Consider the following 12155-nt stretch of genomic DNA (forward strand, 5'->3'; position numbering starts at 1 on the left):
GGCGTGACTGCATCCGCTCGGGAAAATGACGCCGTTGCCTGGCGCGTGCGCAGCTGCGGTCCATATCCGACTCGCCGTGCAATCAATACGCGCCGCCGACGCGATGCGTCGCGACGTAATGATCGGGGCCGACCGCAACGAGCGGCGCGACGATCGGCTCGTCGCCGACCGCGCGGATCGGGCTCGGAATCTCGTCCGCCGCGAGCTGGCGCGGCGCATGCCGGCGCGCGGGGTCTGCCACCGGCACCGCGCTCATCAGCTTCCTCGTATAAGGATGCTGCGGCGCCTCGAACACCGCGCGGCGCGGGCCGATCTCGACGATCTGGCCGAGATACATCACCGCGACGCGATGGCTGATGCGCTCGACGACGGCCATGTCGTGCGAGATGAACAGATACGCGACGCCCAGCTCGCGCTGCAGGTCGAGCATCAGGTTCACGATCTGCGCCTGCACGGACACGTCGAGCGCCGACACCGATTCATCGGCGATCACGACCTTCGGATTCAGCGCGAGCGCGCGTGCGATGGCGATCCGCTGACGCTGGCCGCCCGAGAATTCGTGCGGATAGCGGCGTGCCGCCTCCGGCGGCAGGCCGACCTTCTCGAGCAGCCAGTCGACGCGCGCCTGCGCTTCGCGGCCGCTCGCGACGCCGTGTACGAGCAGCGGCTCCATGATCGAGAAACCGACCGTGAGGCGCGGGTTCAGCGACGCGAACGGATCCTGGAAGATGAACTGGATGTTTCGGCGCAGCGCCTGCAGGTCATGGCCCTTCATCGCGCTGATGTCGCGGCCGTCGAATTCGATCGAGCCGCTCTGCGATTCGACGAGGCGCAGCAGCGAGCGGCCGGTGGTCGACTTGCCGCAGCCGGATTCGCCGACGAGCGCGAGCGTCTCGCCCGCGCGCAGCTCGAAGCTCACGCGCTCGACCGCGTGCACGTATTGCGACACGCGGCCGAATACGCCGCTCTTCACCGGAAACCGCGTGACGAGATCGCGCACGCGCAGGATCGGCGGCGCGGCCGGATCGACGTGCGGCTGCCCGGCGACGGGGGCCGCGACCGCGTCGTTCGCGGCAGGTGCCGGCGTGGCCGCGCTCGCGCCGTCCACCTTCAGCAGCGGGAATTTCTCGGGGTTATCGGTGCCCTGCATCGAGCCGAGCCGCGGCACGGCCGCGAGCAGCGCACGAGTATAGCGATGCGCGGGCGTCGCGAAAATGCGTTCGGACTCGCCCTCCTCGACCTTCTCGCCGCGATACATCACGAGCACGCGATCGGCCACCTCGGCGACCACGCCCATGTCGTGCGTGATGAAGATCACGCCCATGTTCATTTCGTCCTGCAGGCCGCGGATCAGTTGCAGGATCTGCGCCTGGATCGTCACGTCGAGCGCGGTCGTCGGTTCGTCGGCGATCAGGAGCGCGGGCCGGCACGACAGCGCCATCGCGATCATCACGCGCTGCCGCATCCCGCCGGACAACTGATGCGGATAGCGCGCGAACACGCGACGCGCCTCGGGAATGCGCACGAGATCGAGCAGCCGCAACGCTTCCGCGCGGGCTTCGGTCGCGCTCTTCGACTGGTGCAGCGCGATCGCCTCGCTGATCTGGTCGCCGACCGTAAATACCGGGTTCAGCGACGTCATCGGCTCCTGGAAGATCATCGCGATGTCCGCGCCGCGGATCCCGCGCATCGTCGCCGCGCTCGCCTGCACGAGGTCGACGAGCGCGCCGCCGCGACGCCGCAACGCGATCCGGCCGCTCGTGATCTCGCCGCCGCCATGCTCGACGAGCCGCATCAGCGCGAGCGACGTGACCGACTTGCCGGAGCCCGACTCGCCGACGATCGCGAGCGTCTCGCCGCGATCGACGTGAAACGACACGTTGCGCACCGCATCGAACGTCGCGTTTTCGCGGCGAAACATGACCGACAGGTCGTCGACGGCGACGACGCGCTGCTCCGGCAGCACCAGCGCGGACGGGGTTCGGCTCGAAGTCATGCGAAGGTCTCCTCGTACGATCCGGAATCAGGCCGCATCGTCGCGATAGATGCCGACCACGGGCGTCTCGCCGACGCGCGCGTAGCCGCGATACATCCCTTCCGTGTTGAACGGCATCGCGACGTTGCCGTGCGCGTCGACCGCAACGATGCCGCCGCGCCCGGCCAGGCGCGACAGCTTGTTCATCACGGCGTCGTGCGCAGCATCGGCGAGCGATGCGCCGCGATAGGCCATCTGCGCGGCCACGTCATGCGCGGTCGCGAGCCGGATGAACATCTCGCCGGTGCCCGTCGCGGATACCGCGCAGGTCGCGTCGTCCGCATAGCAGCCGGCGCCGATGATCGGCGAATCGCCGACGCGGCCGGGCTGCTTGTTCGTGATGCCGCCGGTCGACGTCGCCGCCGCGATATGGCCGTGCACGTCGCACGCGACCGCGCCGACCGTGCCGTGCTTGCGGTCGGGATCGAGCGGCTCGGCCGGCTGCCCGGCGCCGAACGCGAAGGTCGCGGCATCGTGATCGAGCATCGTGCCGGCCGCCGCGCGCGCCTTGACCCACTGTGCATGACGCGCCTCGGTGTCGAAGTAGCCGGGCTCGGCGAGTTCGAGGCCCTGTGCGGCCGCGAACGCGTCGGCGCCCGCGCCTGCCAGCAGCACGTGCTCGCTCGCCTCCATCACGCGCCGTGCGGCGAGCACCGGATTGCGCACGCGGGTCGCGCAGCAGATCGCGCCGGCCGCGAGCGTCGTGCCGTCCATCACCGCCGCGTCGAGTTCGTGTTTGCCTTCGGCCGTATAGACGGCGCCGCGCCCGGCGTTGAACAGCGGACAATCCTCGAGCAGCCGCACCGCGACGGTGACGGCGTCGAGCGCGCTGCCGCCATCGGCGAGCACCTGTTGCGCGGCCAGCAGGATCGCGGTGAGTTCGGCGCGGTACTGGCGTTCGGTGTCGGTGTCCATCGCATCGCGCAGGATCGTGCCTGCACCGCCATGAATCGCGACGATCGCGGGTGAAGTCATGATTTTTTCGTACCGGAGGAAGAAGGGGTGGCGGCCGGCGGCACCGCTTGCGGGTGGATCAGCCACGGCAACAGGAATTCGGTCATTTCGGCGGCGGACTTCGCGGAGCGGTGCGTGCGCAGCGCGACCGCGTCGATCAGCGCCTCGATCATCGTCAGCACGGCCGCCTCCGACGTGGCCGCGAAACGCCGTTCGGCCTTGACGTACAGATTCAGCGACGCGATCGGTGCAAGCGGCGAACCGGGCCCGTCGGAGATGCCGAGCACGCGCGCGCCGCGCGCGGCCGCGCGGCGGGCCAGCTCGATCGTGTCCTTGACGTAGCGCGGAAACGCGAGCGCGATCACGAGATCGCGCGAGTCGGCCGTGTAAAGGCGCCGCGCCGCATGCGACGGTCCCCCGAGCAACGCGAGCGACTGCACGTTGTCGTGACACACCGACAATCCGTGTTCCATCAGTCCGGTCAGAAACGCGCTCGAACCGGCGCCGAGAATCAGCACGCGCCGCGCGCCGACGATCGCCTCGACGGCCGCCTCGACGTCGGCCGCATCCAGCTGCGCACGCGTGTTCTCGATGTTCGCGACGGCCTGGTCGAACACCGCGTCGATCCACGCTGCGCCGCGCACGCCCTGCTCTTGTTCCTGCTCCTGCGCGGAACGCAGCCGCTCGACCGGGCCGAGCGTCGCCTCGAAGCCGCGCACGAGCGCCGCGCGCATCGCCGGATAGCCGTCGAAACCCAGCGCCTTCGCGAAGCGGTTCGCGGTCGCGATCGACGCATTCACGGCCTGCGCCAGCTCGTCGATCCGCATCGTCGCCGCGCGAAACGGATTCGCGAGCACGAACTCGCCCATCCGGCGGTGGATCGGCGTCATCCGCGGCATGGCCGAGGCGATGCGCTCCGCGATCGCGGATTCCTCGTGACTGGCATCGTGCGGAACGAGAGGCGTCATTGCGAATGGTTTTGCAAGGTTGATGAAAATCAATTTACACAATCTGCCGACCGGAAAAAAATAAATTTTCATCAGGGTTCCCACGCCCCCCCTGCCGGGCCCGCCTGATGCAATTGGTCGTGCGACGACCGCTCGATCGCCGTCCAGCCGGCATTCGCCGCCCTCGTCGCGCAACGCACCGAGGATCCCGTCCGCGCACCTATCGGGAATACCCCGAGGATGTTCGTTCGAATGCAGATTCACGTTGACCCGATTCGAATTCGAACATAGGGTGCTCGAAAATGATCAGTCGTCAGATAACGTTGGCTTTCAATAGCAGCGAAATGTTCGATCGAATGCGCCAATTCCGGTAGAAGCCAGGTGAATCGGCCGCCCATCAAGATCGGACATCGTACAAATATGACCGCATAAGACGCCCCAGCCGGGCGACTTGCATGGCTCAGGAGACAGCAGTGAAAACAGTCAAGGCGTTGCGCTGGTGGATCATCGTGCTGGTATGTCTCGGCACGATCCTCAACTACCTCGCGCGAAATTCCCTCGCGGTGCTCGCACCGGAACTGAAGCAGGTGTTCGCGATCTCGACGCAGCAATACTCGTATATCGTCGGGGCGTTCCAGATCGGCTACACGATCATGCAGCCGGTATGCGGGTTCATCGTCGACCTGATCGGCCTGCGGGTCGGGTTCGCGCTGTTCGCGATGCTGTGGTCGGTGGTCGGCGTCGCGCACGGCTTCGCGTCCGGCTGGCTGTCGCTCGGCATCCTGCGCGGCTTGCTCGGGCTGTTCGAGGCCGCCGCGATTCCGTCAGGGATGAAGGCCGTCGCCGAATGGTTTCCCGATCGCGAGAAATCCGTTGCGGTCGGCTACTTCAACGCAGGCACGTCGCTCGGCGCCGCGATCGCGCCGCCGCTCGTCGTGTTCCTGTCGATGCGATTCGGCTGGCAATCCGCGTTCATGGTCACCGGCGCGCTCGGCTTCGTGTGGGCCGCGCTCTGGTACACGCAGTACCGGTCGCCGGCCGATCATCCGCGCATCACGTCGCAGGAGCGCACGCTGATCCGCGACGGCCAGGCCACGATGCCGGCCGCGTCGAAGCGCCGGATTCGCGACGTCGTCACCGCGCGCCGTTTCTGGGCGATCGCGCTGCCGCGCTTCTTCGCGGAACCCGCGTGGCAGACTTTCAGTTTCTGGATTCCGCTGTACCTCGCCACCGAACGCCACATGGCGCTCGCGCAGATCGCCGTCTTCGCGTGGATGCCGTTTCTCGCGGCCGATCTCGGCGGCATCGCCGGCGGCTATCTGTCGCCCTACCTCGCGAACCGGTTCAGGCTGCCGCTCGTGTGGTCGCGTGTCGCCGGCGTTGCGCTCGGCGCGGTGCTGATGCTGGGGCCGGCGATGATCGGGCTCGTGTCGTCGCCGTACACGGCCATCGGCCTGTTCTGCGTCGGCGGCTTCGCGCACCAGATGATCTCCGCGCTCGTGAACACGCTGTCGGCCGACGTGTTCGATCCCGAGGAAGTCGGCACCGCCAGCGGCTTTGCGGGCATGGCCGCATGGATCGGCGGGCTCGGCTTCTCGCTGCTGGTCGGCGCGCTCGCCGACAAGATCGGCTACGCACCGCTGTTCGCGTGCCTCGGCCTGTTCGACATCATCGGCGTCACGCTGCTCGCGGTGCTGATCCGCGGGCAGTCGAAGCAGGAACGCCTGCTCGCGCAGCACGCCTGACCTCCGTCTTCACCAGGAATCGCTTTCATGACTTCGCTTCTTCATCCGCCCGTGTTCCACGTCGCCGACCGGCAGGCGAACCGTGTGCTGCTCGCGTCCGACGCGGGCGCGACCCTCGAGATCTTCGTGCTCGAGGACGACATCGTGCGCGTGCGCGTGCTGCCCGACGCGACGGCGCGCAACCCGCGCACCTGGACCATCGCGCCGGGCCTCGACGACGTGCCGCTCGAAGGGCGCGACCGTCTCGACCTGAGCGGCTTCGCACAGCCGGCCTACGACTTCGTCGAAGACGACGGCGGCGTGCGCATCGAAACCGCGCAGATCCGCCTCACGGTAAGCCGGCAAGGCGGCCATTGCACGTGGTCGATGGGCGGCGCCGACGGCACGTGGCGCGTCGTGCTCGCCGATCGCGCGACGCAGGCGTACAACTTCGGCTGGTGGGACGATCGCGCCTATCACTACGTCGCTCGCGAGCGCGGCGACAAGGTGTTCGGTCTCGGCGAGCGCGCGGGCGACCTCGACCGCACCGGCGCGCGCTTCGAGATGCGCAACATCGACGCGATGGGTTACAGCGCAAAGCACACGGACCCGCTCTACAAGCACATTCCGTTCTACGTCACGTGGTCGCCAGGCGCGTGCCAGGGCTTCGGGCTGTTCTACGACACGCTGTCGGATTGCGCGTTCGACATGGGCCGCGAACTCGACAACTACCACGGGCTCTACCGCTACTTCGTCGCCGAGCACGGCGATCTCGACTATTACTTCATCGCGTCGCCCGACACGCCGCTCACGGCCGCGCGGCGCTTCACGTGGCTCACCGGGCGCCCCGCGCGCACGCCGAAATGGGGACTCGGCTATTCGGGCTCGACGATGAGCTACACCGACGCGCCGGACGCGCAGCGGCAGATGAACCAGTTCGTCGAGCGGTGCGAATCGCACGACATTCTGTGCGATTCGTTCCACCTGTCGTCGGGCTATACGTCGATCGGCGAGAAGCGCTATGTGTTCAACTGGAACCGCGAGAAGTTTCCCGACGCGAAGGGTTTCGTGAAGCACTACCGCGACCACGGCATCCGCCTGTGCGCGAACATCAAGCCGTGCCTGCTGCGCGACCACCCGGCGTTCGACGACGCCGCGCGGCGCGGGCTGCTGATCCGCTCGGCATCCGGCGAACCGGCATGGGTGCAATTCTGGGACGAGGTTGGCGCGTATCTCGACTTCACGCAACCGGACGCCTACGACTGGTGGCGCGAGCAGGTCACGTCCGCGCTGCTCGACTACGGGATCGAGTCGACGTGGAACGACAACAACGAATACGAGATCTGGTCGCCCGACGCAATCGCGCACGGCTTCGGGCAGCCGTTTCCCGCACGCGAGGCGAAGGTGCTGCAGACGATGCTGATGATGCGCGCGTCGCGCGACGCACAGCGCGCGCATGCGCCGGCGCGGCGGCCGTTCCTCGTGTCGCGCTCCGGCGGCGCGGGCATGCAGCGTTATGTGCAGACCTGGTCCGGCGACAACTACACGTCGTGGGAAACGCTGCGCTACAACCTGAAGATGGGCCTCGGGCTCGCGTTGTCGGGCGTGTCGAACATTGGTCACGACATCGGCGGCTTCTCCGGCCCTGCCCCGTCGCCCGAGCTGCTCCTGCGCTGGGTGCAGTTCGGCATCTTCATGCCGCGCTTCAGCATCCATTCGTGGAATGACGACGGCACCGTCAACGAACCGTGGATGTATCCGGAGATCACCGCGCGGATCGCGTCGCTGCTCAAGCAGCGCTACCGGCTGCTGCCTTACCTCTATCACCTGCTGTGGCTGTCGACCACGCGCTACGAGCCGGTGCTGCGGCCGACCTTCGGCGACTTCCCCGGCGACCCGCGCTGCTACGACGAATGCGACGACATGATGCTCGGCGACGCGCTGCTGGTCGCGCCGGTCGTCGAGCCGGGCCGCACGGAGCGCGCGGTCTACCTGCCGTCCGGTGCGCGCTGGCTGTGCTGCGCGAGCGCGCAGTCGTTCGACGGCGGCGCGAACGTGACGCTGCCCGCGCCGCTCGACACGCCGGTGATGCTGTTGCGCGAAGGCCGCGTGCTGCCGCTGAACGTCGCCGAGCAACGGTTCGGCGCACGCGCGGACACGCGCGGCTTCCTCGTCGCGCCGCGCGTCGAGGACGGCGTTGCGTATGGCGAATGCGTCGAGGACGACGGCGAAACGGAAGCGTGGCGCGACGGCGAATACGGGCTGTGGCGCGTCGAGACCGGACGCACGGCGTCCGGTGAACTCGGCGTGTCGGTCCGCTGGGATGGCCGCATGAACCGCCCTGCCGGGCGCGTGGAGATCCTGCTGCCGGCATCGCTGCAGTGCGCGCTTGCCGTGCGCGGTGCGTGCGTCGAACACGATGCGCGGGACGGCGCGTGGCGTCGCGTCGTCGTGGCACTCGACGACTGACCGCGCAAGCGCGGGACAACGCCGAACCCTCAGATCGGGCGGGCCGCTCACACGGCCCGCCCCTCCACTCCACCAAAGAGGAGGCCGATCAGCCTCCCGCCCTTGAAGAGACTTGGAGATCGTCAATGAAAGCATCGCATCACTATTCTGCAATCCTGATTTTATCGGCCGCGTCGCTCGGCGCTTCCGCCGCCCATGCGCAGAGCAGCGTGACGCTGTACGGCGTGGTCGACGATTCGCTCGCGTACGTCAACAACCAGCAGGGCCACTCGAACATTTACATGCGCGACGGCAACCTGTATGCGTCGAAGTTCGGGCTGCGCGGCGACGAGGATCTCGGCGGCGGCACGCATGCGATCTTCGACCTGCAATCCGGCTTCAACCTGAACACCGGCGCGCAAGCCGCCGCCGGCACGATCTTCAACCGCCAGGCCTTCGTCGGGCTGCGCAACGATCATTACGGCACGGTGACGGCCGGCCGCCAGTACACGCCGTACTTCCTGCTGGTCGGCCCGTACGCGTCGAGCAGCTGGCTGACCGGCGCGACGGGCGCGCATCCGGGCGATATCGACGGGCTCGACACGACGATCCGCGTAAACAATTCCGTCACCTACACGTCGCCGACCTTCTTCGGGCTGACCGCGAGCGCGATGTATGCGTTCGGCGGCATCGCCGGCGCGACCGGCAAGGGCAACACGTTCAGCGCCGCGCTGCGCTATGCGAACGGGCCGGTCGGGATCGCGGCCGGCTACCTGCGCATCAACAGCTCGGGCTCGTCGGCGGGCTTCCTCAATCCGGCGACCGCGGCTTCGGGCAGCTTCGCGGTGTCCGTGCTGAACCAGGGCTACCTGACCGCGAAGGCCGTCGAGCAGGTCGCAGCGGCCGGCAACTACACGCTCGGCAACCTGACGATGGGCCTCAACTACTCGAACGTGAAGTACCTGCCCGGCAACGGCTCCGCGTTCACGGACACAGCCGTGTTCAACACCTACGGCGCGCTCGCCGCGTACCGCTTCACGCCGACCTTCTCGGTGGCCGGCGCGTTCGCGTACACGCTCGCGTCGAAGGCGAACGGCGTGTCGGACGCGGCCCGTTACCAGCAGTATTCGCTGAAGGAGTCGTACAGCCTGTCGAAGCGCACGACGCTCTATGCGCTGCAGGCGTACACGCATTCGAGCGGGCGGACGCTCGGCGCGCTGGGTGCCGGCCATATCGTCGACGCGGCACCGATCGTCGGCGATTCGCAGCAGCTCACGCCGTCGACGACGCACGGCCAGTTCGTCGGCATGGCCGGGATCGCCATGACGTTCTGAACCCGTACGGCTGCGCCTCCCCTGCTCGAGCCCCGGACGATCCGGCATCGTCCGGGGCGCCGGTTGACGTTCGTCGTCGACCTCTTTCGCACGCCGCGCGCAGCGTGCGGGTTTTCGCGATCGCCCCGATACCTTACAATTCGTCAGGTTTATCCCTGCTGCATATCCCTTCATGCAGTCCTGACACCGCGGTACACTCGGCGCACGCCGTATCAGGGTCCGTCGCGCGACACGCGCGCCGGGCGGCGTCGCGCCTCGTTGCGCCCACAACTGGATGCCAGCCATGCCAGATTCCCGTTCCTCGCCCCGCACGACATTCAAGCCGCAGGTCGTGCTGCCCGCGCTCGCGGTCATCGGTGCACTGCTCGTCGTGTGCGCGCTGCGCCCGAACGAAGCAGGCGCGCTCTTCTCCTCCGGCCAGCAATGGGTCGTCGCGCGCTTCGACTGGTTCTACGTACTCGCCGTCACCACGTTCCTCGTGTTTCTCGTGCTGATCGCGGCAAGCGACTTCGGCAACATCCGGCTCGGCCCCGACGACGCCGAGCCCGAGTTCAGCTTCCTGTCGTGGACAGCCATGCTGTTCGCGGCGGGCATGGGCATCGGCCTCATGTACTTCGGCGTTGGCGAGCCGATGCAGCACTTCCTGAAGCCGCCGACCGTCGACCCCGGCACGCCGGCCGCCGCGCGCGAGGCGATGCTGATGACCTTCTTCCACTGGGGCTTTCATGCGTGGGCGATCTACGGGCTGATGGGGCTCGTGCTCGCATATTTCGGATTCCGCTACAACTTGCCGCTGACGCTGCGCTCCGGCCTGTATCCGGTGCTGCGCGAGCGCGTGAACGGCTGGATCGGCCACGCGGTCGACGCGTTCGCGCTGGTCGGCACGGTCGCGGGCATCGCGACGACGCTCGGCTACGGCGTGATGCAGTTGAGCGCGGGCCTGCATACGGTCGCCGGCTGGGATACGAGCGGCAACGCGTTTCGCATCGGGCTCGTCGTGATCGTCGTGATCCTGGCCGGCGCATCGGCCGCGAGCGGTCTCGACAAGGGCGTGCGGCGGCTGTCCGAGCTGAACCTGCTGCTGGCGTTCCTGTTGCTCGCGTTCGTGGTCGTCGCGGGCCCGACGTCGTTCCTGCTGCGCGCGCTCGGCGACAACATCGGCCAGTACCTGTCGAATCTCGTCGACCTGTCGTTCCGCACCTATGCGTACGCGCCGCCGCGCGAGGAAGGCTGGTTCGGCGGCTGGACGATCCTCTACTGGGCATGGTGGGTATCGTGGTCACCGTTCGTCGGCATGTTCATCGCGCGCATCTCGCGCGGCCGCACGATCCGCCAGTTCGTGATCGGTGTGTTGCTCGTGCCGACCGCATTCAATCTCGTGTGGATGACCGTGTTCGGCAACAGCGCGATCTGGCTCGACACGCATGGCGCGGCCGGCGCGCTCGCGCAAACGGCCGGCAGTGTCGATGCGTTGCTGTTCCGTTTCTTCGATTTCCTGCCGCTTCCGCAGTTGCTGTCGATCGTCGCGATCGTGTTGATCGCGGTGTTCTTCGTCACGTCCGCCGATTCCGGCGCATTCGTGATCGACCAGATCGCGACGCGCGGCACCGCGCATTCGCCGGTCTGGCAGCGGCTGTTCTGGGCTGCGCTGCTGGGCGTGACGGCGGCCGTGCTACTGGTCGCGGGCGGGCTCGGCGCGCTGCAGGCGATGACGTTGATCGCCGCATTACCGGTCGCCTTGATCATGCTCGCGCTGTGTTACGGGCTGTGGCGCGGGCTCGCGGCCGATCGCGCGCACTATTCCCAGGACGTCGCGCCCGCGACGAGCTTCTGGACCGGCCAGCACTGGCGCCATCGCCTGACCCACATCCTGCGGCAGACGACCGAAGCCGACGCACGCCAGTTCGTCGCGGAAACCGTCGAGCCCGCGCTGCGCAAGGTCGCCGACGAGTTGCGTTCGAGCGGCGTCGACGCACACGTGCAGCGCGACAGCGACGACGCGGTGCGGCTGACCGTGCCGACCGCGGAACACCGCGATTTCGTCTACGGCGCGCGCGTAACGGCGAAATCCGCGGCGGCCTTCCTGGTACGCGAAGCGGCCGAGCCGGATGCCGAGCGTCCGCACGTGTACGGCATCGTCACGTTCTTCGAGGACGGCCGGCTCGGCTACGACATCGAATATCTGCGCGGCGACGAACTGATCGCTGATGTACTGCGTCAATACGAACGCTACGTCTCGCTCGCGGCCGACCAGCGTACGCATCTGCTGAGCCGCGCGCCGGGACACGCAACGGAGGCCGAATGAATCCGACCGCTGCGTTCCTCTCATCGAGCCGACGCGCGGCAGCCGACGGAGCCATGCCATGAGCAGCCTCCTGAACAATCGCACCGGCGACTTCATCGCGCTCGCGACGCTCGCGGTGCTTTACCTCGGCGGCGTCGGCCTTGCGCTGTGGCGGATCCGCACCGCCGCACCGCGCGGCAAGGTTTACTGGATCTTCTGCATCGCGCTGCTGGCCGGCGGCGCGATCGCGATCACCGCCAACCTGTCGCCCGTGCCGAACAGCGGCGAGATGCCGCCCGGTTTCGCACTCGGCGTCGAGGCGGTGCTGCTCGGGCTCGCGCTCGTGGCGGCCGGCTGCGCCTGGCTGATGTTGCGTGCGAGGCGCGACTGATACCTGCCTTTTGCACGGCGCCGCAGCCTCGTCACGCA

At 67.8% G+C, this 12155-nt stretch carries 8 protein-coding genes; 5 read left to right on the forward strand and 3 right to left on the reverse strand.

Going from position 1 to position 12155, the window contains the following annotated elements:
- Nucleotides 1-82 precede the first annotated feature (82 nt).
- The 3 genes from DIE11_RS28800 to DIE11_RS28810 are packed head-to-tail and all read right to left on the reverse strand — an operon-like array spanning nt 83 to nt 3957.
- A complete protein-coding gene (locus DIE11_RS28800; RefSeq protein WP_124628687.1) occupies nt 83-1996 on the reverse strand; it encodes a dipeptide ABC transporter ATP-binding protein in 1914 nt (637 codons plus the stop codon).
- 27 nt (nt 1997-2023) lie between these two features.
- Nucleotides 2024-3010, reverse strand: a complete 987-nt coding sequence (locus tag DIE11_RS28805; RefSeq protein ID WP_059598879.1) for an isoaspartyl peptidase/L-asparaginase family protein — start codon at nt 3008-3010, stop codon at nt 2024-2026.
- The gene (locus DIE11_RS28810; RefSeq protein ID WP_059598878.1) at nt 3007-3957 is read right to left on the reverse strand and encodes a MurR/RpiR family transcriptional regulator; all 951 of its coding nucleotides are present in this window, start codon (nt 3955-3957) and stop codon (nt 3007-3009) included. Before DIE11_RS28810 ends, DIE11_RS28805 begins: the two co-directional genes overlap by 4 nt.
- Before the next feature lie 452 nt (nt 3958-4409).
- Here DIE11_RS28810 and DIE11_RS28815 point away from each other — a divergent pair, with 452 nt between their 5' ends.
- The 5 genes from DIE11_RS28815 (at nt 4410) to DIE11_RS28835 (ending at nt 12117) form a co-directional block, all read left to right on the forward strand.
- Entirely contained in the window at nt 4410-5681 is a 1272-nt protein-coding gene (locus tag DIE11_RS28815) for an MFS transporter (protein ID WP_059598877.1), read from the forward strand.
- Between the two features lie 27 nt (nt 5682-5708).
- Nucleotides 5709-8129 carry a glycoside hydrolase family 31 protein gene (locus DIE11_RS28820; RefSeq protein ID WP_124628688.1) on the forward strand — a complete coding sequence of 807 codons (2421 nt, stop codon included), beginning with the start codon at nt 5709-5711 and terminating at the stop codon, nt 8127-8129.
- Nucleotides 8130-8254: 125 nt separating this feature from the next.
- Nucleotides 8255-9442, forward strand: coding sequence for a porin (locus tag DIE11_RS28825; RefSeq protein WP_124628690.1), 1188 nt, complete (start codon nt 8255-8257; stop codon nt 9440-9442).
- Between the two features lie 283 nt (nt 9443-9725).
- Nucleotides 9726-11747 carry a BCCT family transporter gene (locus DIE11_RS28830; protein ID WP_124628692.1) on the forward strand — a complete coding sequence of 674 codons (2022 nt, stop codon included), beginning with the start codon at nt 9726-9728 and terminating at the stop codon, nt 11745-11747.
- Between the two features lie 58 nt (nt 11748-11805).
- Nucleotides 11806-12117, forward strand: coding sequence for a hypothetical protein (locus DIE11_RS28835; protein ID WP_124628694.1), 312 nt, complete (start codon nt 11806-11808; stop codon nt 12115-12117).
- Nucleotides 12118-12155: the final 38 nt, after the last annotated feature.

The organism is Burkholderia sp. Bp9012 (assembly GCF_003853825.1).
GTDB classification, from domain to species: domain Bacteria; phylum Pseudomonadota; class Gammaproteobacteria; order Burkholderiales; family Burkholderiaceae; genus Burkholderia; species Burkholderia diffusa.

Bases quoted from the DNA above. Each gene is read 5' to 3' on its own strand.
- DIE11_RS28820 (WP_124628688.1), top strand. From the start codon at position 5,709: ATGACTTCGCTTCTTCATCCGCCCGTGTTCCACGTCGCCGACCGGCAG.
- DIE11_RS28800 (WP_124628687.1), bottom strand. From the start codon at position 1,996: ATGACTTCGAGCCGAACCCCGTCCGCGCTGGTGCTGCCGGAGCAGCGC.
- DIE11_RS28810 (WP_059598878.1), bottom strand. From the start codon at position 3,957: ATGACGCCTCTCGTTCCGCACGATGCCAGTCACGAGGAATCCGCGATC.
- DIE11_RS28825 (WP_124628690.1), top strand. From the start codon at position 8,255: ATGAAAGCATCGCATCACTATTCTGCAATCCTGATTTTATCGGCCGCG.
- DIE11_RS28835 (WP_124628694.1), top strand. From the start codon at position 11,806: ATGAGCAGCCTCCTGAACAATCGCACCGGCGACTTCATCGCGCTCGCG.
- DIE11_RS28830 (WP_124628692.1), top strand. From the start codon at position 9,726: ATGCCAGATTCCCGTTCCTCGCCCCGCACGACATTCAAGCCGCAGGTC.
- DIE11_RS28805 (WP_059598879.1), bottom strand. From the start codon at position 3,010: ATGACTTCACCCGCGATCGTCGCGATTCATGGCGGTGCAGGCACGATC.